Origin of the sequence: Paenibacillus sp. CR_12, from assembly GCF_041953985.1 — a bacterium.
GTDB classification, from domain to species: Bacteria; Bacillota; Bacilli; order Paenibacillales; family Paenibacillaceae; genus Paenibacillus_AQ; species Paenibacillus_AQ lautus_A.
This window is the reverse complement of sequence record NZ_JAVFHO010000002.1, coordinates 1,607,143-1,630,179: the sequence shown is the minus strand read 5'-3', so window position 1 is coordinate 1,630,179 and position 23,037 is coordinate 1,607,143. Positions and strand designations below refer to the sequence as shown.

Sequence of the window (23,037 nt, the reverse complement as noted above, 5' to 3'; positions counted from 1 at the left end):
TTTTATGACATAAATATGGGTTCGAAGGCCTGGGTGCTGGATTCTGCAGACTACACACTCAACAAAAAAACAGCTCTATCTACAGAGCTGTTAAATAACTGATAATCCCGTCAGCAATGGCTTCGGCTATCATCATTTGGCCGTTCCGGCTGGTCAATAACTTCCGGTCCTCCATATTGCTGAGGAAGCCGGTTTCTACGATGACGGCAGGTACTTGGGTTTGATTAAGCAGATAATAAGGCTTGCCTACCATGATGCCATTGTTGCTGCGATATACCAGATTCAACTGTTCCTGAATGGTTTCCGCGAGCAAGGTGCTTCGGCCCTCGGATTGATGCAGTACGATGCCGCCGCGCTTGGACGCGCTCTTTCCCCAATTCACGTGAATGCTTACCACCAGCTTGGTCGGGATTTCGCTGCTGAGCTGCTTGCGCTGCGACAGATCGCGGCGATGCCGGGAGGAGCTTCGATGCCAGCGGTTATCGTCGCTTAGCGCGTAATCGGCGTCGCGGTTCAGCACGGCATGATAGCCTTCCTTGCGTAGCAGCATGAACAGTCTGCGTGAAATGGCCAGATTGATATCTTTTTCGAGAATGTCTCCATACGACGTTCCGCCGTCGATTCCGCCATGACCCACATCGATCAGCACGACGTCATGCACAAACGGGTGTAGGTGTCTTAGCTCGGATTGGTCGATTTCCCGTCCGGCGGAATGGGTGGATTCCGGTGTTTCGGATATAAGCCTGGCTGTCGGCATCACTTGCTGATGAACGGCTCGTGCGGGAATCTTCAGGGCTTGCTTTTTTACTGGGCTTGCTTCCGTGACAGAACCGGGGAGTGCCAGCGTCAAGAGAAGAAAACATACTCCAGCTGCCTTAATCATGATGGATTCCTTCTTTCACGTAAAATTTCGGCTTTATTAGGATGCGCATTAGACGGAAAAATCATGCCGTTAAACAGGAGTCTAGAATCGATCGGAATGGAGCACACTGATACTGGGAAGCGGATAAACCATAAGGAGTTGATTCGTATGGCAAGCGGAGATGAATTGATCAAATATATTACCGAACGCGTGGTTAACTATATAGATAAGCCTAAGGAAGTTCGGCGCAGGGCGAAGGTGAAGGAATCCTGGACCACAAGGTGGTTCGGCATGATTCCGTTCTCCATGTCGCTGTGGAAAGACGACGTATCCTCCAAGCGCAAAAAAAGGCAAAAGTAAAGCTGCTGCTGTTCATTTGCTGTATGTTCCTTAACGAAGTCAGCTATTGTACAGCGTGCGCACGGCACCCTGTACAGCCAGATGCTAGACTTGGGGCATGTTTAGGTGTTTTAAAATGGTGGGCGACGCTCGGAAGTGACCATGGTTAAAAAGACTTGAAACGATGAAGGACGCGAGCCCTGATCAGGGCCGCGTCCTTTTGTCCGTCTGGGATGCTGAAGGCATGAGGGCTTATGGTTGGTTCGCATGAATGACGGACTTGTTAGCCCGCTTGCTTGTACTTTCGCGTCATTTGGGTTGAGCATAGAACTGGCCTTGTCCGATCAAGCGGGATGCCGGCAGGAAGCGGAAGGTATCTGTGTTCCGCAATGGAACCGACACATAGAGCGCTGCCGAATGCTTCTGAATCCCTGTCGACCAGCGGTGCCACCCGATTAAGGTAAAAGGGGCTCCGTAAGCAGCATTGCTATTTTTGGACTTGAATATCAGGCTGGAGTGCTCCTGCAGCAATTTACGCAGATCGGCACTGCTTCGGGCCGTCAGATTGCTTGAGGTCAGCCATAGCAGATTATCGTAAGGATCCCGGGAATCGCCGGCTGCAATGGTTGGCGCTCCGGCAATCCAGCGAGCGGATGAAGTTACCAATCCCTTGCTTGCCGCCGGCATCGAAGCCGATGCCGGCTTGACCGCCGTCGTTGTCTGCTTGAGTTCTTCCGGAAGGATTTCGCTATTCAGTGCACTGATATAAACCGGCTTCTTGCCGGGAAGCTGAACCTGCCAGACAGGGGATACGTCATACAGCTTGCGCACGCTGCTTCCCTTCGGCAAAGATCCGCCGGCCTTCAGAAATCCCTCGGCCGCAAGCCGTTCATTCAGCGGTGCTTGACTGTAGGGAAGGGTGGAGCCGATCCCGTATTCGCTCAAGATATATCCACCGTCTTCTCCTGCGCTGATAATCATGTAGCCCTGAGGCAGTCCCTGATCGGAAATCGTGACCAGCCAGCCGTGCGTGCCCGGACCAAGTGGGGTGAAATCCAGCTCTGCTCCGTCCCAGGCAGTAAATGGCGCATGCACCGATAGTTGATCCACGGTCTGTTCTGCAAAGTCTACCAAACTTTCCGGTACTTGAGCCCTGGCGCTGCTGTAGGCTAGGCTCGATGCAGACTGGACTGCAAGCAGAGCGTCTGCCGCACGGACGGCGCTCGCAGGATTGGGGGTGTCTGCTTCACGAGCCGCAGCCATGCCTGCCTGCGGGTGGGTCGTGCTGAACCACAGGAGTGCCGTTACGATGACGGAGGCAGACCACCTTCGATATTGGATAAAGCGTTTGTTGTCGATTGATTTAGGTTTGCGCTTGTTGTCCTTGTCATCCTGGTAACGGGGTTCCATGTTCCACAGCTTCAAATCGCTAACCGCCTTTCCTTGGCCCTTACGCGCCATGGATGTGATGGAATCATCATATCGGACAAGCTCTGCAAAGGCTGTTGCAAGCTGTCGCGGCAGGGGAAGGGAGAATGGTTCTTTTTTTGCCTGCTTTTGTAGAGAGGCGTCATGAAGACGCGCCCACGGGCGAACACAGATGAAACAGACCGCAGGTTATGGCGGACAGGCTCACTTTCGGCTCGTACTGCCACTGCATTTCCGACCGGCGGTTCTTGTACTGCTCCTCGATTTGCGCCTTTTTCTCTTCGTCCTGCTCTTTGAGCAAATCCTCGTAGTAGCCGTCGATGACCATCAGCTCGTCTTCGAGGCGTTCCTTAGCTTTCGCCGCCCAATCGTAATCCAGCTTGCTCAGCTTGTTGATCAGATGATTCTCCAGGGCAGCTACGGCCTGCTCAAGGGTGAGAGCCGCCGGTCTGACGTGAACGCTCTCGGGCAGGCGTGGAGTCAATTCGCGCCCATGCAGAATGGCGGGGAAGTCTTCGGTAATCGAGCGGCTGGACAGCGAGATTCCGAGAAAAAACAAATCCTCCCGCTTCAGATCGCAGCTGAACTCCACCTTGAAGCAGACGCCCAGCCACTGCTCATAAGGCGTGGAACGGCCCCTGGGACGCGGTTCGGCATCCCGCTGCTGGAACAGATACACGCATTTGCCCTCTTCGCGGGAGGCATTCCAAATCTGGGCGAGCCGGCTGCTGCCGTAGCCGATATTCTCCCGCTGAATCCGGCCTGGCCCCAAGATCGGCAGTACCGGGGCGTTCCCGTAATAGCGCGCCAGCAGCGGATCCTGCGCAGGTGCGTTGAGCTGGGTTTTGGCTTTGGCTTCTTCGGCCTTGGCGAGCCGTTCGTCGTATTTTTCCGGATCAAACACGAAGTTGAACGACAGCGTTTCGGCGGGAGCCCCGGTCCGTTCCACGAACCCCCAGTAATAGGGGCGGTTGGTGAGCATTTTGTCGGCCTGCGGCGACAGTTTCACGGTGACATGCTCGGGCGATTTTTCGATGACGGTGCATTCGGTGGCTTCCAAATAGGCCATGAAGTGCTGCTGCACCTCCTGCGGCGTCATGGTCATATTAGGCTTCTTCCTCTCTGAGAGTTTCTTCGGCCGTGCTTTCCAGCTCGACGTCCTGCTTGATATGGTGAATCGAGTCGCCCAATGTGCTGATGCGCTGGCGGATTTCATCATCATTGCCGGACTCCAGCATGATTTTGTACAGGCTTTTCTCGATCGATTCCTTCTTCTCGAAGCGCTCCAGGATAACGTCAAGCCCGCCGATGACCATCTCGAACATGTTGATCTTCTCGTGCAGCAGGTTCAGGATATGCTCCTCGATGGTTCCCGAAGTCGACAGGTTGTAGATCTTCACGTCATTGGTCTGGCCTAGACGGTGCACGCGTCCGATCCGCTGCTCGACCCGCATCGGATTCCAGGGCAGGTCAAAATTGATCATATGGTGGCAGAATTGCAGGTTGATGCCTTCGCCGCCGGCTTCCGTCGCGATCATGACCTGCGCCTTGCCGCGGAAAAGGTCCATCATCCAGTCCTTCTTGCCGCGGTTCATGCCGCCCCGGTACGGGACGGAGACCAGCCCGTGATCGCGGAAATAATTGAGCAAGTATTCCTGCGTGGCCCGATATTCCGTGAACACGATGACCTTCTCGTTCATTTGCTGAATGAGCTCGATGGCTTTTTCCGCCTTGGTGTTTGCTTTGATGGCCTTGATGAGATAGACCAGCTCCCAAATTTTATCGCGCAGCGGAGAGTCCTCCGGCAGCTTCTTGGACAGATTAACAAGGGTCACGAAGACGGCATCCCGGCTGCTGCATACTTCCCGCTGCAGGGTGACGAGCGACAGCATACTGCTTAAATTTCCCCCAGCTGCCTGATACTGATCTTTGACGAAGGACGTAACGCCGTCGTATAATGACTGTTCTTCAGGCGAAAGGCTGAGTCCCACGTTGCGGACGGACCGCTTCGTGAACTTCACTTCGCCTTCGCCCCGACGGTTGCGGATCATGACCTTGGACAGCTCATCCTTGAGCTGGTCCTGGTTCTTCGGTCTTCGTTTATCCACGACAAAATTTGCGGCAAACTGTCCCTGGCCGCCAAGCTGGCCCGGTTTCAGCAGCGTGATGAGATTGAAGAGCTCGCTGAGGTCGTTCTGCACCGGCGTGGCGGTGAGCAGGAGACAGTATTTTTTGCGCAGCTTTTGGATGAATTGATAATTGGATGTTTTCTTGTTCTTGAGCTTGTGGGCTTCATCGATGATGAGCATGTCGTATTCCTGGTTCAGCAAAATCTCCTGATGCGGATCGCGCTTGGCCGTATCCATGGAGGCGACAACGATGTCATTGCCCCAGGAGTACGCTTTTTTCTGCGCGACCGCGGGAATGCCGAACTTGGAGTTCAGCTCGCGGACCCATTGCAGAACCAGGGAAGCAGGTACGAGAATCAGCACTTTGGATACCAGTCCGCGCACGATGTATTCTTTTAAAATGAGACCGGCTTCAATCGTCTTGCCAAGTCCCACCTCATCCGCCAAAATGGCTCTGCCCGACATCTCGAACAAAACGCGTCTTGCGGTATCGGTCTGATGGGGGAGCGGGGATAAACCGCCAAGGTGCTTGAGGCACTGCAGTTCTTCAAAGCTTGTAACAAGGCGCGATTTCTCGCCCTCAACGGCAAGCTGGGCCAGACGATAGTCACCCCAAGGGCCTCCTTTGTCCAGTCGGCCAGAGAGATCGTCAAACCAAGAACGGTCGATCTGCAATGGAACGGGAAGGCGCGGGTCGAAAATCATGCCTGAGTCGGCAGATGGCTGTTGGTTCATGTCGATCTCCTCCTGTGATGAAAGATTCCGGGCCAACGGTGTATATGTAGTATGGACGAAAAAAGAAGTCTTCATAACCTTGCACGGATTCGGGAGCCGCGGAATACCCTATAGAGCGCACGGCTGCTGGAATTGGATATTTTCATCCTTTTTTTTCATAGGGATCAGCGAAAAAGAGAGCGAGAGGAAGAAAGCGGAAGCTTGCGCGCGGGAGCTTGGAACTGTCGGCTTAATTTTCACATTATCGGCATAGTTAACCTATATATAGTGTAGTATAATGAACAAATAGCACTATATGTGGTGTATATAGTGGTTTTGGATGTTTGACCGGCTACATAACAGGTTATGTTGTTGGTGAGCACATACTTGGGAATCTTTTAAATTTTATATCTTATATAGGAGGTAGTTGCACTTGAGTACGATGCAGAATCAGCGGCTGGAAGGTTTAAGCGAGAAGATCTTTTTGGACCGGTATGCCTGGAAGGATGCGGACACCAACAACGCCAAGGTCGGCGACGTGGTGCTCGTGCTGACGAAGGATGATCCTAAATTTCCGACCAAGGAAGTCGGCGAAATCGTGAAACGCGAAGGCCGCAAGGTCACCGTGAAGACACGGAAGGGCGAGCTTGTGGAGTCGGATGTGGAGAAGCTGACGTTAACCATCGAGAAAACGCCGGAAGAAATGTGGGATCGACTCGCGGCCGCCATGTCATCGGTTGAGGCAACGCCGGAACTGCAGGAAGAGTGGCGCGGGAAATTCCGCGAGATTCTGGATGATTGGAAGCTGGTGCCGGGCGGACGGATTGCGGCCGGAGCGGGTGCAAGCGATGAATTGACGCTGTTCAACTGTTACGTCATTCCTTCCCCGAAGGACAGCCGGGGCGGCATCATGGAAACCCTGAGCGAGATGACCGAGATTATGGCGCGCGGCGGCGGTGTCGGCATCAACTTGTCTTCCCTTCGTCCTCGGCGCGCGATCGTTAGAGGCGTGAACGGCTCCTCCAGCGGTGCGGTATCGTGGGGCGGATTGTTCAGTTATACGACAGGCCTGATCGAGCAGGGCGGAAGCCGCCGCGGCGCGCTCATGTTGATGATGAACGATTGGCACCCGGACGTGGAGGATTTCATTACGGTGAAGCAGACGATGGGACAAGTCACGAACGCGAACCTGTCGGTATGCGTCAGCAACGCTTTCATGAAAGCCGTGAAGGAAGACCTGGACTGGGAGCTGGTGTTCCCGGATACCACCGATCCGGATTACGATGAGCTGTGGGACGGCGATTTGGATAAATGGAAGAAAGCCGGACGCAGCATCATTCCATATAAAACGGTTAAAGCACGCGAGGTATGGCACACCATTATCGAATCCGCATGGAAATCGGCAGAGCCGGGCGTGGTCTTCATGGAATACTACAACCAGATGTCCAACAGCTGGTATTTCAACCCGATCATCTGTACCAACCCTTGCGGCGAGCAGGGACTTCCGGGCTGGGGCGTATGCAACCTGTCCGCGATGAACCTGTCGAAGTTCTACGATGAAGCGAATCATGACGTTGCATGGGATGAGCTGGCTACGACGACGCGTTACTCCGTGCGTTTCCTGGATAATGTCATCGACCGGACGCCTTACCATTTCGAAGAAAACGAATTGAACCAGAAAAAAGAGCGCCGCGTAGGCCTCGGAACAATGGGTCTGGCCGAGCTGATGATCAAGCTGAACATCCGTTACGGCAGCCCGGAATCGCTGGAGTTCCTGGATAAGCTGTATGGCTTCATCGCGCGCGAAGCGTATCTTGCATCCGCGGATATTGCCGAGGAGAAGGGCTCGTTCCAGGCATTCGATGCCGAACTGTATCTGCAAAGCGGCTTCATGAAAAATATGGCCGAGGTGTATCCGGAAGTTGCCGAAGCGGTCCGCAAAAAAGGCGTCCGCAACGTTACCGTCATTACCCAAGCGCCGACGGGAAGCACGGGTACGATGGTTGGAACTTCGACGGGCATCGAGCCGTACTTTGCCTTCAAATACTTCCGTCAAAGCCGTCTCGGCTTCGACGAGCAGTTCGTGCCGATTGCTCAGGATTGGCTGGACAGCCATCCGGGCGAAGAGCTTCCGGACTATTACGTCACCGCGATGAGTCTCTCCGCCGAGGATCACATCCGCGTGCAGGCGGCGATTCAGCGCTGGGTGGACAGCTCCATCTCGAAGACGGCGAACTGTCCGTCCGACTTCACGGTTGAAGATACGAAACGCCTGTATGAGCTGGCATTCGATCTGGGATGCAAAGGCGTAACGATCTACCGCGACGGCAGCCGCGACGTGCAGGTCCTGCAGACGGAGAAAAAAGAAGACAAAGCCGCCGAAGCGACAACAGCTTCTACCGCGGAAGCGGCGCTGGAGCAAAGCGCTGCAGGCCAAGCCGCTGAGGAAACGGCGAGCGTGGAGCCGGCTGCTGCAAGCGTGGCCGTGACAGCCTCCCCGAGCAAGAGCGGACTGGATAAACAATACAAAAAGCGTCCGCAAGTGCTGCGCGGCGCAACCTATAAAATGAACACGCCGTTCGGCATGGCGTACATCACGATCAATGATCTGGACGGCATTCCAAGCGAAATCTTCCTGAACGTCGGCAAAGCCGGATCGGATGTGTTCGCGATGGCGGAAGCCCTGGGCCGCGTATGCTCCCTGTTCCTCCGTTACGGAGACCACGGCAACAAGGTGGAGCTGCTGATCAAGCACCTCAAGGGCATCGGCGGCACCGGCGCGATCGGCTTCGGCGCGAACCGCGTCGAGTCCATCGCCGACGCCGTGGCGAAGGCGCTCGAGACGCACGTGGCCAACAACGCCGAGGCGGATCATGACCATGATCCGGCACCGGTCGCAGCCACGATGGCGCCTGCCGATGCAGGCGAAGGCGGGGCAACGGCAGCTGCGGGCCACGGCGGACATGGCGCGCACGCAGGCGGCAGCATGTCGCTGGATCTGTGCCCGTCCTGCGGCGGGGCATCCTTGATTAACATCGAGGGATGCAAGACGTGCGGGAACTGCGGGTATAGTAAGTGCTCTTAAGGAAGTCGTAGGGAAGAGCTCCCTCCAAAATTTGATTTTCCCGCGCAAGCTAACGAATATGATAGATCAATAAATAAACAGCGGCAGTCAGGACATGATTTTCTCGTCCATGGCTGCCGCTGTTTCCATGATTAGAGCATGGAATAAAACGCTTACGCCATTCGTAACGTATATATTAAACATATTGAATGAAATGTGGTGATTCGGTTGAGCTCTACGGAAAGAATGCCTTTGTATCAGAGGATTCAAGAGTATATACGCGACTTGATATCGTCGCAGGTACTGAAGGTTGGAGATCGTATACCTACGGAAAAGGAACTCATGGAGCGTTTTGGAGTAAGCAAGATTACGGTCGTTAATGCCCTGGCCGGCTTGGTTAACGAAAAAATCATAACCAGGGTGCCCGGAAAGGGGACTTTTGTAAGCGAGCCCGAATCTCAAATGCCGGCCACTCCTCCTATAAGTACCGTAAAACCTGTCCATAAGACTAGCGGAGAAATGGGGACGCGGTTGATCGGGCTCATTATGCCCAGCATTTATGATTATTTTACGATTCGACTTATACAAGGTATTCAGCAAGCGCTGAAAGAGAACGATTACCGCTGCGTTATCTATTTATCAGAGGGCGATATTGATAAGGAAAAAGAGGCGATCCAGACATGCAGTAACATCGGAGTAGAGGGGTTATTGATTTTCCCGGTGGACGAGGAATTATTCAATGAGGAAATATTAAGCATGAAATTTGCGGGGTTTCCGTTTGTTCTCATCGACCGTTACCTTCCCGGGGTGGAAACGCATTATATCGCATCGGACGGCAGGCTTGGCGCTAACATGGCGGTCAATTACCTGTGGGAGCTGGGGCATCGTGATATCGCCATCTGCTCCGATTCGCCCATACAAACCGTAACCGTTCAAGAACGGATCGATGGATATATGAATGCCTTCAAGGAAAAGGGGGCACTCATTAACCCTGCCCATATCGTAACCGGTTTTGAAATCGGAAGCCTTGAGCAAGCTGAAACCCATCCATTGTACCGCTATATCAAAAATCGGATGGCAACGGCTTATATTACGCTTAATGGAATTCTTGGGGTAAAAATCTATCAGATTGCGCGTCAAGCCGGATTGAAGGTGCCTGAGGACATATCCATCATCAGTTTTGACGATCCCACTTCCATCATCGAAGGATACGGCGCGTTTACGCATGTTAAACAATTTGAACGAGACATGGGCTACCGTGCGGCTTATACGCTGCTAGAGGTCATTAACAGTGATGACGGGCAAGACGGAAAATACTTTAAAACCCTAGTGGAGCCGGAATTGGTCATTGGCGAGACGACGGGAAAAAACGTTGCATCCACTTTCTGATACCAACACCCGCTTCTTCCTATATATGCAACCTAATAACGAGTCCGATGCGCTTTCTATTCGAGCCTGACAATGCAAGCGATGGCTGCGCGGACTCTTTTACTAGGTCAACCACTCATAAAATCCTCCCCCCATAATAGTTCCCAAAATCAATTCGATAAAGAAATCCAGCAGAAGCTCTTCAAACCCTACACAGGTCGCTACATCTCAGAATATTACTTTTTATCAGACCATTTCATAAGGATATATTGAATATAATGTATCCTTGCCAAGGAATAAAAACACCTGAAAAGAAGGTTGGGGATAGGGGCTTTTGCCCCGTTTATCTACAACTTAAGGTTACTTTTTAACCAAATGAGGAAATTGTGGAATGATTCCTACACCATATTGAATATATTTAAACTATAAAATTGAAACCGCTTGCAATGGAGGAGGGGGAGACAGTCGCTATATACCGTACGACGAAGATGTAGGAGGTGTTCGGAGAATGGTACCAAAGGGTGCTCTTATCCCTGGATTGGAACAATTAAAAAAGAATAAGAAACTAACTAGAATATGGTATTTCAGGCACATATACTTATTTTTGCTTCCTGCTATCATCTGGTTCCTGGTGTTTGCTTACTATCCGATGTACGGCATTATCATCGCATTCAAAGATTACAAATTCAATTTGGGGATATTGGGGAGTCCGTGGGCAGGATTTAAATATTTCGAGCAGTTTTTAAACGATTCCAGTTTTTACGATGTGCTCCGAAATACGTTATCCATTAGCGCCCTTAAGCTTATTTTCGGATTTCCAGCTCCCTTGATCCTAGCCTTAATGCTCAATGCCGTCATGCACAAAAAAATCAAAAGAGTGTTTCAAACGATTTCCTATCTGCCGCACTTCGTTTCGTGGGTCGTTGTCGTTACCTTGCTTCAAAAAATCCTGTCTCCGAACGTAGGGCTTATCAATGACATTCGGTACCAAATGGGTTTGGATCCGATCTTTTTTATGGGAAAGCCGGAATTATTCTATCCATTGGTCCTCATATCCGACATCTGGAAAGGCGTAGGCTGGGGTTCGATCATTTATTTAGCCGCGTTAACGAATATCGATCCACACTTGTATGAAGCTGCGGAAATCGACGGGGCTGGAAGGTGGAGCAAACTATTCAAGATCACGCTTCCATGTCTTACGCCAACGATCGCCATATTGCTTATTTTCTCACTCAGCGGAATACTGAACGCGGGTTTTGACCAAATTTGGCTGATGCAGTCCCCGGCAACCTTAAGCGTCTCGGAGATCTTGGACACTTATGTCTTAAAAACAGGCCTCCAACAGGGGCAATTAGCATATTCCACGGCCATCGGTTTATTCAAATCTGCGATCTCGCTTCTGCTCATCGTTGCTGTCAATAATATATCCAGACGCGTGAGTAACGTATCGTTATGGTGATCAGCTAGCACTGAAGATGAGGAGGTGTGTGTTATGGGTGGAAGTAGGCTGTCGCCGGCAGACAAAATGTATATGACGCTTAACTATGCGGCGCTGCTTTTATTCTGCGCTACGGCGCTATATCCATTTATCTATTTTCTAGCCCTGTCTTTCAATGACGGTTACGATGCGATGAAAGGGGGAATCTATTTTTTCCCCAGAGTGTTTACATTAGAAAACTATGCAAAAGCTTTTAGCAACACTTTGATCCTAAATTCCTTCTATATTTCCATTACCCGAACCCTTGTGGTTACGGTTGCCTCCGTATTTTTGACGGCCTTATTAGCCTACGCCCTTTCGCGGAAAGGTTTGCCGGGAAGAAAATACATCGTATTCTTCTTTTTCTTTACCACGTTGTTCAGCGGCGGACTGATTCCGACGTTCATCCTGTTCCGGCAAATCCACATCCTGGATACGTTTTGGGTGCTGGTGCTGCCGTCCCTATATAACTTTTTCAATGCGATTATCATGAAAACCTTCTTCGACGGGATCCCTGAAGGTCTGTCGGAATCCGCCCGAATCGACGGCGCAAGCGAGTTGTCCGTATTTGCCAGAATCATTCTGCCTCTATCGATGCCGGTGCTTGCTACCATTGCTTTGTTTGTCGGGGTGGGCGTGTGGAATGACTGGTTTACCGGTCAGTTTTTCATACAGAATGAAAAGCTGCAGCCTGCCGCTACGTTCCTGAACAAGATGATCAGCGAAGCGTCTTTCCAGTCGATGACGTCGTCGTCGGGAAATAGCGGATCCGCCATACAAAACATGACCGAGACGCAGATGGAACTGCGAGGCGTTACGCCGGAAGCCTTGCGGATGACGTTCGTCATCATTATAACGACGCCGATCATCTGTGTGTATCCGTTTCTTCAGAAATATTTTGTGAAAGGCGTACTGGTAGGTTCTCTTAAGGAGTAGTCGGTATAGAAGGCTATGCCTTTTATATAAAAAAACTTCCAATGGAAGGGGATTGTAGGATGAGGAAGAACAAGCGCAGGAGTGTTCTTGGCATGACACTAATCGCTTTACTGCTTCTAGCAACCATGACGGCATGTACGGGAAAAGGCGGAGGGGAGGATGCAGGTACGGTTGACACAGGTCCGAAGGAGCAAGGTACTGAAGAAATAAAACCGGTGACCTTGTCTTTCCTCAGTGCTTGGAACGGTGGCGGAGCCGGTTTCCCGCAGGACCAGGAGAATAATCCCGTAGCCGGGCAGATCAGGGAAAAAACCGGGGTCACGTTGAAACTGGAATCCATCACGACAAGCGAAGTAGAAAAGCTAAACACCATTTTTGCTTCCGGTACGGTTCCGGATATCGTTAACGCACCTTTCTGGTCTACGACAGGAGGAGAAGGACAAGTCATCAAGAAGGCGGCCATGGAAGGGCAGCTTCTGGATTTAACCCCTTATCTCGATAAATACCCGAATATTAAAAGACTTGTGACTACCGGGATCGCGAAGGATTTTGCCGAGTTCGATCTCAATAGTCCCGAATTCGAAGGCAAGACGTATCTCATTCCTACGGAGACCCCGGACGGTACCCCTGAGAGCATTCATAATTGGAATTACGGCCTTTTTGCCAGGGGAGATATCCTGAAAGCTTTAAATGTAAAAGCGGAGGATATTGATACGCAAGAAGAACTAGTGGATCTATTGATCAAGATCCGAGACGGCGGTTTCAAGGATATTGGCGGGAAGCCGGTCATTCCTGCCGGAACCATGTGGAACGGGTGGGATTACGGCCAATTCCTTGCCGGATGGACGGATTACACGATTTCGGACTACCGTGAAGTGGACGGAAAACTGATTCACTGGACGCAGTCCAAGGACCATGAAGCTAGGTTGTTATACATGAGAAAGTTATTAACGGAAGGTTTGTTTGATCTTGAAGCTTTCAACAATACGAGTACAACAGCGAATGAAAAGCTGACGACGGGCAAGCTTGCCGTATTCGGAGCCCAGCCTATGTTAGTTGATTTACAAAAAACGCTGTATAAAACGAATCCGGAAATGCAATATGAACTACTCGGGCCGATGAAGAATAAGAGCGGAGAGATTCGAACGCAAGTGGAAAAACCCGGCCGTTCCGGATTCCCTGTCCTTTTCTTAAGCGCTAACATCAAAGATCCCGATGCCGCATTGCGGTACATTGATTATGTCAACAGCGAAGAAGGCCGATTGCTTGCATATTTCGGAATCGAAGGAACGCACTACACGATGGAAAACGGGGTACCCCAATGGATCTCTGATGTGAAAAAACAATTCGATGAAAACCCGGATCTGAAAAGAGACGCAGGGCTTAATTATCTTCCAGGAAGGTTCATCGGAGCATTCTCCTCTGAAGTCACTTGGCCTACGCCGGAAGATCAAAAAACGGAGTGGCAAAAGCTGGAGGAAAGTTTCTCGGCAAAAATGCCTATCAAAATCATAGACAAAGTAAGCGCCAGCTACCTTGCAAGAGAGTGGCCTAAATATCAGGAATATATCGATAAAACCAGCAGTTTGAATTTCGATGAGGAATTTAAGAAAGCGTTTTTTGCAGGGTCAGATGAAGAAGCTCTCAATATGCTTCATAGCGTTCAAGAAAAATTCAGAGCGGCCGGCGTGGAAGAAATGGCGGAGTTCGTGGCTCAAAAAGCTGCAGAACGTGATGATGTCGGGTTCTAGTGAAGAGGTTTGCGGGATGGTGTCACTGCCATCCCGAATATTTCATGAATACTAGGTCAGTCTTCTTTTAAATATGCAAGAGAGGGGACAACTCATGTTAAACCCGGTCGTTTCAGCAGGCGCATTCACTGAACTCGATAAGTTTATGTTCGAATCGTGGGGTTATTTTGTCATTCCGAATGTGCTGTCGAAAGAGGAGGTCAAAGAATGCCTGCAGGCATCCATTCGAATTCATGAAGCGGCAGGTACGGTCGGTTGGGGTCAAGTCGGCAGAGGATATGAGTCTGAACACGCTCTTGAAAACTTAATGGATCATCCATCGGTTTTACCGAAGATAAGGGGTTTACTTGGCGATCGATTCATTATGCAGTCCGGGTGGAATACGATGCAGCCGGCAAGGGGGAGGATGGGAGGCTGGCATCAGGACGGATCCAGCGCTTTCGATTTTAAGAAACTGGGGTACCCAGTCCCCCTTATTCAGCTCCGTGCTTCATTTTTATTGACCGATCAGGAAGAACCCGGCATGGGGAATATGGAGTTCATTCCAGGCAGCCACCGCAGTCTCGTTCCACTACCGGATTCGATCCGGACTGCAAATTCGGGTACGCCGATCAGCCATGTGGTATGTGCATCTGCAGGATCAGTCCTGGTGTTTCACAACGCCGTATGGCATCGGGCGCACGAACATAATTGGGATTACGACCGCTATACCATGCATTACATCTATAGCCCTCCGTGGGTAAAGCCCTCGGACCGTTTTCATAACGATGTCAACTTTATGCAAAGAACTACGCCTGTGCGAAGAGCTTTAATGGGGGATTTTTCAAGGCCTGATGCGCCATTTGGAGCAAGTTATACGCCACCTCCCTTTGAAGAAAACTAAAATCTTGTAAAAAATATAAACGATGACGGAGGGGAAACGCATGTTGAACGTTGCGATGTTAAGTAAGTGGCATGTGCATGCAGATGATTATGCAAGAAGGTTGCTATCTCACGGTAACGTCAAGCTCACGGCAGTCTGGGACGAACAGCCTGAACGGGGAAGCGAATGGGCTGCCCAATTGGGAACGGATTTTGAAGCGGATTTGGATACGCTGCTAGAGCGGGAAGACATCGATGGGGTTGTGGTGGATGCTCCTACAAGCATGCACGCTGACGTCATGGTAGCTGCCGCTGAGGCCGGCAAACACATCTTTACCGAGAAAGCCATGGCTCTTACCGTAGAAGAATGTAATCGGATTTCTGCAGCGGTACGCAAAGCAGGCGTCAAGTTCTGCATTTCATTTCCGGCTCGCACAAGGCCTCACCAATTGTTCGCGAAGCAGCTGATCGATGACCATGTATTGGGGGACGTGACGCTTTTGCGCATTCGGAACGGCCACGACGGCGCGTTGAACAATTGGCTCCCGGAATACTGGTACGATGAGAAGCAAACCGGCGGCGGTGCGATGATGGATTTGGGATGTCATCCGATGTACTTAGCCAGCTGGATGTTGGGTCAGCCCAAACGAATCACCTCCATGTTTCATTATTTCACCCATCGTGCAGTGGAAGATAATGCGCAGTGCTCCATTGAGTTCGTCAACAATGCGGTCGCACTGGTCGAAACAAGCCTTGTGACGTACAGAACCCCTTCTGCACTTGAGATTTACGGTACGGAGGGCACCTTGATGATCTCGGATGATACCGTTAGAGTCATCTCGAAGAAGCTCGATTCCCCCTTTTCCGGATGGATCTCACCCACTCAACTCCCTAAAGAGCAGCCGCTTCCGATCATCCAATGGGCGGATGCATTGATTCATGACAAGCCGATGCCCTTCGGTTTGGAAGAGGGAACGAAATTGACGGAGCTATTGGAAGCGGCATACATCGCTCATAAGGAAAACCGAACGGTAGAGTTCAAATAACGCGAGGGAGGGAATGCCATGAGAACCGTAAAAGTAGGAATCATCGGTTGCGGAATGATTGCGAACGGGAAACATATGCCGTGTTTATCCAAGTTAGACAACGTGCAGATGGTGGCCTTTTGCGACTTGAAGCCGGAAAGAGCCGAGGAAGCCGCGAAAAAATACGGCACGCAAGGCGCTAAGGTGTTTACGAATTACAACGATCTGCTTGCCATGGAAGAGATTGAGGTCGTGCATGTGCTAACACCGAACAGCTCGCACGCGACGATTTCCATTGATGCGCTCGAAAGCGGCAAACATGTCATGTGCGAAAAACCAATGGCCGTCACAGGTGCGGAGGCCAAGGCGATGTACGAAGCCCACTTGCGAACAGGCAAGAAGCTCACCGTCGGGTACCAGAATCGTTCCAACGCCAAAAGCCAGCTGTTAAAAAAGATGATTGCCGATGGGGAACTTGGAGATATCTATTTGGCAAAAGCGGTCGCTACCCGAAGAAGAGGCGTTCCGACATGGGGCGTGTTTCTGGATAAAGAGAAGCAGGGTGGCGGTCCCATGATCGATATTGGAACCCACTCCCTGGATCTGATCCTATGGTTGATGGATAACTATGAACCGGAGAGCGTCGTCGGCAGTGTCTTCCATAAACTGAAGTATACCGAAAATGCCGCGAACGAATGGGGGGCCTGGGATCCAAACGAATTCGAGGTAGAGGATTCGGCCTTCGGGTATGTGAAATTTAAAAACGGAGCGACGGTCATCATTGAAACCAGCTGGGCCCTTAACATTGCGGAAGGTGGCGGCAACCTGCTGTGCGGAACGAAGGGAGGAGCGGATTTTGCTAAAAATGAACTGCGGATCAATGGCGAGCGGGACGGAAGCTTGTTCCTGAATAAAATCGAGGTGAATCCGAATGCGCGAGAACAATTCAGGGGAGAAGAATTGACCGATTTCGAGTATGAAGCCAAACAATGGATTCACAGTATCGTGAACGATACCGAACCCTTGGTTAAACCGAGGGAAGCGATGATTGTTTCACAAATATTAGAGGCCGTGTATATATCCGCAGAAACAGGAACAACCGTTTATTTTGATAAAGAATAAGGACCAGGAGATTTCCGCGAAGGCGGGGATCTCCTTTTTTATTTGCGTCATCGGTCTGAACCCCTAGATGAACTGTTGATCAATGGAATCCAGTATGCTGTTTTATTTACGACGGGCAATTCATTCTGGCAGGAGACGAGACTTTATCCCATGGTTTTGCTTCCCTTTATTTTCTTATTATTTGCAGCGGCCATGATTAGTCGGAGTTTATACAAATTGACAGGAAACATTTGGCTCGGTGCAATGGTGAATACCTTGATCATCACGATGATTGGAGTTGCGAACACGGCTACCTTGGCTTCTTTTCAGAGCTAGTTGTAGCTGAGGTGCACCTCTTAGAATGCATTGGAATAAATCTTGGTTTATCCGATGACAATCTGGGGGTGCTGGCTACTCGAATTTCGAAGGAGGCACGTTGTAATATTTCTTGAACGCTTTCGAAAATGTGAACGGATCCGGATAGCCGAGGAAGCCGGCGATCTGCTGGATCGTATATTTTTTTTCATAGAGATAATCCCTTGCTCGGTTCATTTTGATTTGGGAAATGTATTGCCCTGGCGTGATGCCCACGCTTTTCTTGAAATAGGAGATAAAATACTTCTCGGAGACGCCGGCAATCGCCGCGAGCTCGTTCATCCGAATGGAACGCTGCAAGTTCGCATCCACGTATTGGAATACGTCCTGCAGGACATCCAGGCTTCCTTCTGTTTTTCTCGGCTTCCTGCCATTCAGAAATTTGCCGGCGTAGGCCCCATGCCCGTGAAGCTCGAGAATTTTAGCCATTACGACGAGAAGAAAAGCCTTTAAGTAGAGCTGGTTTCCCAACGTCCCGCTGCTTTGCTTCAATCGATGATAGGCCTTGGTGAACAGCGTTGCTTCTTCCCGGATCAGGTCGCCTGCCACAATACCCGGGAGTTGAAACTCGCCCAAAATTCGCTGTTGTTCTCCGATGCCGAAATCGAAATGTATGTATAAGAACCGGCAAACATCCTCGGTCGTCGAGGCGATATAGGGCATATCGGGGTAAAAAAACACCACGTCCCCCGGGACAGCCGTATGTTCGACCCCGTCGATGGTGATCTTCACCGAGCCCGATTGAATGAACCAGAGATCGTAATCGGGATGCGACTTGTGTTCGATCCAGCCCGGGTCATGAGCTTGTTCCGAATAAGAGCTCATCCGGAGGCTTATATACTCCGAGAGTTCGTTGATTATACTCATGTTCATTTTCTTGGCGCACATCGGATTTCCACTGTCTCCTCTACCGCATGACATTATTGGTTTTAAGCAAGTATACTAAAGAATTTATGAGATGTGAATTATCATACTATATGACATGTTTTGAAAACCATCGTACATTCCGCTTTTCGGCCACTCTCCTATAATGGACTTATATCCTATGAGGAGGGTTAATCATGAATGGTTCCAACATGCAGCAGCCGAAGGTGGTCGTCATCGGAGCAGGCAGCCTGTTTTTCGGTCGTCAGTCCATATGGCAGATGGTCCACTCCCCCTACCTGAATCGGGGAACGCTTGCTTTGGTCGATACGGATGAGGAGAGGCTGTCGAAAATGGTGCGACTTGCCCAGATGGTGGCCCGGGAGAACAACGTCTCCTTGAAGGTGGAGGGCTCGACGGACCGAAGACAGGTGCTTCCCGGGGCCGACTTCGTTGTACTCAGCTTTGCCGAACAGTCGGTGAAATATCGGGGGATCGATTGCCAAGTATCTTTGAAGTACGGCATCCGCATGTGCTCCGGAGATACGATCGGACCGGGCGGCATATTCCGAGCGATGCGGGAGCTTCCGGTCATCATGGAATGCGCCAAAGACATCGAGGAGTTGTGCCCCGACGCCTGGGTGATCAACTATATTAACCCATCTACCGTCCATGGTATCGCATTGCACCGATATGCGCCGAAGCTAAAATCGTTCGCGCTGTGCGACAGCCATCATATGCCGCATAAGAAGGCCCATTATGCCGTGCGGGCCGGCATTATCGGGGACCAAAGCGAGTTCACCGCGGAGATTGACCGGAAGTTCGACTTCCGCGTCGCCGGCGTCAATCATTTCACGTGGCTGCTGAAAGCGGAGTTCGATGGAAAGAATGTCATGCCTACGATTGCGGAGGCCATGCGCAAGGCGGCTGGCGAAGAGAACAACGGCGGCGACCAAGGCGCAAAAGCGCTTCATAACGACGCCATCACGTATGAACTGTACGATATTTTCGGGTACATTCCTACCTGCACGGCCCATACAAAGGAGTATGTCCGGTACTGGCAAGCTCTCGGCAAGACGCAGGATTCCATTCCGCCGTTATCGATTTGGGAGACGGAGGACCGATATCAGCGACACGACGAGATGTGGCGCCAGGTGGACGACTTCCTCTCGGGGAACATTCCGATTGCCGATTACATGAACACCTTCGGCCCGGATCATGCGACGGACATTATCGAGAATATGGTGGGAGATCTGGGAAAGCGGTTCTTCATCAACACGCTAAACCGCGGGGCGGTAACGAACATGAGCGACGACTCGTTCCTGGAGCTGCTGTGCGACGTAAGCATGGATGGGGCGAAGCCGGTCCACGTAGGCGAGATGCCGCGGGGAATCCGAGGCATGCAGGAGCTTGTGCTGGATACGCATGAGCTTACGGCTGAGGCCGTCGTGGAACAGAGCTACGAGAAGCTGAGGAGAGCGATGCTGACGGATCCGCTCGTGAATTCCATCAGCGACGCGGACCAGATCATCAAAGAACTGCTGGTACTGGAGCGTGAGATGATCCCGGACGCTTGGTACGAAGATTGACCTGAACTTAAAAGTTAATGCGGAGTACATTTAGCCCCGGTTAAAGGGAGCCATTCGTTCTAAGTGAAGCATTTGCTCTCAGGTTACCGCCGAAACTAAAAAAGCAGAGCGAAAAGACCACAAGATTCCCTAATCAGGAATCATGTGGTCTTTGGTTTAATACGGCCGAATTGCGTGGAGCCGGCATGCTTCAAGTGGCAGCTGTATTTACTTGGTAGTGTTAAGTATGGTTGAAAACAGTTTTTAGACAGCCGCAAAGACTCGTGTAAAACCTTATTTGTAACAGATACCATTCCATTGAAAAGAGAGGCAATTCCAACGCTCAGATGGGTATTGTAGCGTATTGCTGGATATCGAAACAGGAAAAAACCGGTCGTTAGTGATCTTATGAACTTGTAAATGTTTAACATTACTAATAGTATATGATCAAGAGGTGATTTTTTGTTGAGAAAAATCTGTATCATTTTCGTGTTCATTTTAAGCACCCTGACTCTCGGGTGTTCGCAACTGGAATCAAAACCATTAGTTGTACCAAACGAATATCAACATGCTAAGGATATACTTGATCTTTTAAACAATGAGGGGCTCAAAATTCAAGAAATTCATAATTCTAAGTACACTGCATTCTTCAATACAAATCCTAATTACTCGATGTACATTAAATCTGATATGGGAGTATTCGAACTTGTACATCTTGAACATAAGAACGGCAAGGAAATAGATATTGTAGTAGAGGAAGCAACTGATAGTGGGGAATATAAATATGTCGTTTCAGAAAATGGTGTAGAACAACTATTAATCCTAGGCTCTGAGAATTATTTTAATAAATCGGACGAATACATTACTATATCGAGAGATAAAGATTTGAATGATAAAATTAAAAAAGCACTAGAAGTTCAATAGACCTAATATGAGAACAACAGAAACGGACTAGTCACGCTAGTCCGTTTCATTTTAAACTCCAAAATTCCACAATCATACTTTGCAGTGTAGGCTACCTTAATCAAGTATTAAGGGTTATTAGACTATTTAGTCACTAAGAGGGGGAGACTGGCGAATGAAAAAGTCACTACTTCAATGGGTTATCATGCTATCGGCAGTATACTGTATAGGACATATCTTATTTGATTTTAAAGAAACGCGATGGATGAGGATTCTTACCGGGGCAGTTGAAATATCATTCTTTGGAAGCATACTTCTCTATATTTATTTAAAAAGCGCCGAGGGAAATGAAAGGAATTAAGTATGAAGAGATATATTGAGTTTTCTTTTTATCTACCGTTTTTTGATTTGATAGATGATACGGACGAGGTATTCAATTTAGAAGAAATAATGAGACAACTAGATATTGGTTTTAATAAGATGGAATTGTATAACCAATATTTATCTTATGGTGAAGGACCACATAGAGCAGGAAAGGGAGACATGTTTGTCTTTTTTAAGAAAGATGATAAGGATAGTTTTATATTAATAGATTTGTTTAACGATTTTACCGATCAGCATAACATGGTGAAATTAGGAGTCCGTTGTGAAATTAAATATGATAAGCAGATAAGGAATATACTATATAATATTCATTCTGGGGCAGAGATTAAAAGTAAAATGAAAGAGAGTCATGATGATTTACTGAAGTTGGAGATCAACAGCGAAGATTATCCAAAAGAAATCCGTTATGGGGATCGAAAATACATAAAAAACATTTATTATGACGCTTTATAAACATCATGTTAGCAGTTCAAGAAGGCAGGAGATACATCTATAACATAATATTCGCGTTGCGGGGGCTTACACCCCTCGATCGTCCGATGTATAATCATGGAAGATAACTCGGATGACATCGAGCCGACCTAAGATAGGAGCTATCTAAGGCCGGCTCTCGTCGTAAATAAAGGAACGTTATCAGAAATTAGTGCAACTTATTAAACCAACAAATCATTTATGTTTTTCATGGGAAGTTATTAATATTGCAAAGTCCAATTGCAAGCAGGGTAGATACAATCTTTATTATTGACGCATTGGGCTATTCGCCTCTCGGTCCGAGTGAAAAATGGGAAAAGAAGAAGATATATAAATTCTGACGTCAGGAGAGAAAGCACATATGGGCAAGAAGAAAAAAACCTTACCGAAAAATTTTGATGAACTCATTGAAGCAGGCGATTTATCCGCATTACAAGAGGTATTTACCCGATGCGAATTGGATGCCCGTGGCGGTTACAGTAAATCAACAGCCTTGAGCTTTTACCAAGTACCGAATGAATTGGTTCGCTGGCTCGTGGAACAGGGTGCTGATATCAATGCTAGAGACAATTACGGAGCAACGCCTCTGCACAAACATGCAATGAGTTGGTGTGGTCATACGGAGCTGCTGCTTGATTTGGGTGCAGATCTGGAAGCCGTTGATGATCAGAACGAGACACCGTTATTTGCCGCCGCAGGTTCATTTAAACCAAAAGCGGTTCACACGTTGGTTGCTAAAGGCGCTAATATCAGCGCAATAAATAAAATGAGACAGACTCCATTAGAAAAAGCTTTGGCCATGTGCAGGAACGCGGACATTGTCAATATGGCGGAAGTTGCCGATATTTTGCTAAACGCTGGAACAACTGTAACGCCGGAGATGCAAGACTCTATTAAGCGAATCGGAAACGACTTTGAATTTCACAGAGAAGGTTTTAATAAAGAATATTTGAATCAAACCGATGAGGCACTTTTACGTCTATATGAGCTATTTGATGTTCCTCCAGTAGAGAAGCGAAAGACGCACGACGGCGCCTCTTCGATAACAGTATCAACAAAGGGATGGCAGGCACAACATCATGAACTCTGGAATTTACTCATTCCTTCAAAAGGACATGCAAAAACCGTACAGGGTGAGGTTATCCGGATTACTGGTAAAGTGTCATACGAAATTATAGATAATGGCGGGATGAATTGGGATCATCAATATCGTAAAATGCTCAATCGTTTGATACATTACTTTAGCTTGGGTACACCATTAAATCCCGCTTCACTTCAGGAGGCAGGAATATTAGCGAATGAACTGCACAACGGAAATGGCAGCGATGAACCTGCGAGACTGTGCGAGCTGGCAGTGCATTGGGTTCTCAGCAATCCGAATCCTATTACTCTGGAGCAGCCTGACTATAAGCGATAA

General features: G+C 49.4%; 18 protein-coding genes. 13 read left to right on the top strand and 5 right to left on the bottom strand.

From position 1 onward, the window contains the following. Positions 1 to 79: 79 nt before the first annotated feature. Complete coding sequence (locus tag RB297_RS11250) at positions 80 to 883, bottom strand: N-acetylmuramoyl-L-alanine amidase (RefSeq protein ID WP_375120460.1); 804 nt, start codon at positions 881 to 883, stop codon at positions 80 to 82. A gap of 147 nt (positions 884 to 1,030) precedes the next feature. Here RB297_RS11250 and RB297_RS11245 point away from each other — a divergent pair, with 147 nt between their 5' ends. After that, on the top strand, positions 1,031 to 1,222 hold the full coding sequence (locus RB297_RS11245) for a YqzE family protein (protein ID WP_375120459.1): 192 nt from the start codon (positions 1,031 to 1,033) through the stop codon (positions 1,220 to 1,222). Between the two features lie 288 nt (positions 1,223 to 1,510). Here the strand turns inward: RB297_RS11245 and RB297_RS11240 are convergent, their stop codons facing one another. From RB297_RS11240 to RB297_RS11230, 3 genes are all read right to left on the bottom strand, one after another. Continuing rightward, positions 1,511 to 2,626 carry a hypothetical protein gene (locus RB297_RS11240; protein WP_255250618.1) on the bottom strand — a complete coding sequence of 372 codons (1,116 nt, stop codon included), beginning with the start codon at positions 2,624 to 2,626 and terminating at the stop codon, positions 1,511 to 1,513. A gap of 145 nt (positions 2,627 to 2,771) precedes the next feature. Further along, positions 2,772 to 3,734 (bottom strand): YqhG family protein, encoded by a 963-nt coding sequence (locus RB297_RS11235; RefSeq protein WP_375120458.1) that lies wholly within the window; start codon positions 3,732 to 3,734, stop codon positions 2,772 to 2,774. A 1-nt stretch (position 3,735) separates the two neighbouring features. Beyond that, positions 3,736 to 5,493 (bottom strand): DEAD/DEAH box helicase, encoded by a 1,758-nt coding sequence (locus RB297_RS11230; protein WP_192571055.1) that lies wholly within the window; start codon positions 5,491 to 5,493, stop codon positions 3,736 to 3,738. A 421-nt stretch (positions 5,494 to 5,914) separates the two neighbouring features. Between RB297_RS11230 and RB297_RS11225 the strand changes: the two genes are divergently transcribed. The 8 genes from RB297_RS11225 (at position 5,915) to RB297_RS11190 (ending at position 17,076) form a co-directional block, all read left to right on the top strand. Beyond that, on the top strand, positions 5,915 to 8,557 hold the full coding sequence (locus RB297_RS11225) for an adenosylcobalamin-dependent ribonucleoside-diphosphate reductase (protein ID WP_375120596.1): 2,643 nt from the start codon (positions 5,915 to 5,917) through the stop codon (positions 8,555 to 8,557). Between the two features lie 225 nt (positions 8,558 to 8,782). Then, a complete protein-coding gene (locus RB297_RS11220; RefSeq protein WP_375120595.1) occupies positions 8,783 to 9,925 on the top strand; it encodes a GntR family transcriptional regulator in 1,143 nt (380 codons plus the stop codon). 487 nt (positions 9,926 to 10,412) lie between these two features. Then, positions 10,413 to 11,363: an ABC transporter permease gene (locus tag RB297_RS11215; RefSeq protein WP_096776017.1), complete on the top strand. Its 951-nt coding sequence runs from the start codon at positions 10,413 to 10,415 to the stop codon at positions 11,361 to 11,363. A gap of 33 nt (positions 11,364 to 11,396) precedes the next feature. After that, positions 11,397 to 12,317 (top strand): carbohydrate ABC transporter permease, encoded by a 921-nt coding sequence (locus tag RB297_RS11210; protein WP_332295282.1) that lies wholly within the window; start codon positions 11,397 to 11,399, stop codon positions 12,315 to 12,317. Between the two features lie 59 nt (positions 12,318 to 12,376). Continuing rightward, entirely contained in the window at positions 12,377 to 14,068 is a 1,692-nt protein-coding gene (locus RB297_RS11205; RefSeq protein WP_332295283.1) for an extracellular solute-binding protein, read from the top strand. A gap of 94 nt (positions 14,069 to 14,162) precedes the next feature. Next, a complete protein-coding gene (locus RB297_RS11200; RefSeq protein ID WP_096776014.1) occupies positions 14,163 to 14,951 on the top strand; it encodes a phytanoyl-CoA dioxygenase family protein in 789 nt (262 codons plus the stop codon). A gap of 40 nt (positions 14,952 to 14,991) precedes the next feature. Next, positions 14,992 to 15,975, top strand: a complete 984-nt coding sequence (locus RB297_RS11195; protein ID WP_192571059.1) for a Gfo/Idh/MocA family protein — start codon at positions 14,992 to 14,994, stop codon at positions 15,973 to 15,975. Between the two features lie 18 nt (positions 15,976 to 15,993). Beyond that, positions 15,994 to 17,076, top strand: a complete 1,083-nt coding sequence (locus tag RB297_RS11190) for a Gfo/Idh/MocA family protein (RefSeq protein WP_096776012.1) — start codon at positions 15,994 to 15,996, stop codon at positions 17,074 to 17,076. A 390-nt stretch (positions 17,077 to 17,466) separates the two neighbouring features. On the opposite strand, the gene RB297_RS11185 is transcribed toward RB297_RS11190, so the two are convergent. Next, on the bottom strand, positions 17,467 to 18,318 hold the full coding sequence (locus RB297_RS11185) for an AraC family transcriptional regulator (protein WP_347177516.1): 852 nt from the start codon (positions 18,316 to 18,318) through the stop codon (positions 17,467 to 17,469). 173 nt (positions 18,319 to 18,491) lie between these two features. On the opposite strand from RB297_RS11185, the gene RB297_RS11180 reads away from it, so the two are divergent. From RB297_RS11180 to RB297_RS11165, 4 genes are all read left to right on the top strand, one after another. Next, on the top strand, positions 18,492 to 19,883 hold the full coding sequence (locus tag RB297_RS11180; RefSeq protein ID WP_375120457.1) for a family 4 glycosyl hydrolase: 1,392 nt from the start codon (positions 18,492 to 18,494) through the stop codon (positions 19,881 to 19,883). Between the two features lie 441 nt (positions 19,884 to 20,324). Then, positions 20,325 to 20,786, top strand: a complete 462-nt coding sequence (locus RB297_RS11175; protein WP_375120456.1) for a hypothetical protein — start codon at positions 20,325 to 20,327, stop codon at positions 20,784 to 20,786. Positions 20,787 to 21,128: 342 nt separating this feature from the next. Further along, a complete protein-coding gene (locus RB297_RS11170) occupies positions 21,129 to 21,602 on the top strand; it encodes a hypothetical protein (protein WP_375120455.1) in 474 nt (157 codons plus the stop codon). A 379-nt stretch (positions 21,603 to 21,981) separates the two neighbouring features. Further along, positions 21,982 to 23,037 (top strand): ankyrin repeat domain-containing protein, encoded by a 1,056-nt coding sequence (locus RB297_RS11165; RefSeq protein ID WP_096776006.1) that lies wholly within the window; start codon positions 21,982 to 21,984, stop codon positions 23,035 to 23,037.

What these genes read in the sequence shown, in the direction of transcription:
- RB297_RS11235 (WP_375120458.1), bottom strand. Translation starts at nt 3,734, where the DNA reads ATGACCATGACGCCGCAGGAGGTGCAGCAGCACTTCATGGCCTATTTG.
- RB297_RS11215 (WP_096776017.1), top strand. Translation starts at nt 10,413, where the DNA reads ATGGTACCAAAGGGTGCTCTTATCCCTGGATTGGAACAATTAAAAAAG.
- RB297_RS11225 (WP_375120596.1), top strand. Translation starts at nt 5,915, where the DNA reads ATGCAGAATCAGCGGCTGGAAGGTTTAAGCGAGAAGATCTTTTTGGAC.
- RB297_RS11230 (WP_192571055.1), bottom strand. Translation starts at nt 5,493, where the DNA reads ATGAACCAACAGCCATCTGCCGACTCAGGCATGATTTTCGACCCGCGC.
- RB297_RS11245 (WP_375120459.1), top strand. Translation starts at nt 1,031, where the DNA reads ATGGCAAGCGGAGATGAATTGATCAAATATATTACCGAACGCGTGGTT.
- RB297_RS11165 (WP_096776006.1), top strand. Translation starts at nt 21,982, where the DNA reads ATGGGCAAGAAGAAAAAAACCTTACCGAAAAATTTTGATGAACTCATT.
- RB297_RS11190 (WP_096776012.1), top strand. Translation starts at nt 15,994, where the DNA reads ATGAGAACCGTAAAAGTAGGAATCATCGGTTGCGGAATGATTGCGAAC.
- RB297_RS11205 (WP_332295283.1), top strand. Translation starts at nt 12,377, where the DNA reads ATGAGGAAGAACAAGCGCAGGAGTGTTCTTGGCATGACACTAATCGCT.
- RB297_RS11210 (WP_332295282.1), top strand. Translation starts at nt 11,397, where the DNA reads ATGGGTGGAAGTAGGCTGTCGCCGGCAGACAAAATGTATATGACGCTT.
- RB297_RS11250 (WP_375120460.1), bottom strand. Translation starts at nt 883, where the DNA reads ATGATTAAGGCAGCTGGAGTATGTTTTCTTCTCTTGACGCTGGCACTC.
- RB297_RS11185 (WP_347177516.1), bottom strand. Translation starts at nt 18,318, where the DNA reads ATGTGCGCCAAGAAAATGAACATGAGTATAATCAACGAACTCTCGGAG.
- RB297_RS11170 (WP_375120455.1), top strand. Translation starts at nt 21,129, where the DNA reads ATGAAGAGATATATTGAGTTTTCTTTTTATCTACCGTTTTTTGATTTG.
- RB297_RS11180 (WP_375120457.1), top strand. Translation starts at nt 18,492, where the DNA reads ATGAATGGTTCCAACATGCAGCAGCCGAAGGTGGTCGTCATCGGAGCA.
- RB297_RS11220 (WP_375120595.1), top strand. Translation starts at nt 8,783, where the DNA reads ATGCCTTTGTATCAGAGGATTCAAGAGTATATACGCGACTTGATATCG.
- RB297_RS11195 (WP_192571059.1), top strand. Translation starts at nt 14,992, where the DNA reads ATGTTGAACGTTGCGATGTTAAGTAAGTGGCATGTGCATGCAGATGAT.
- RB297_RS11200 (WP_096776014.1), top strand. Translation starts at nt 14,163, where the DNA reads ATGTTAAACCCGGTCGTTTCAGCAGGCGCATTCACTGAACTCGATAAG.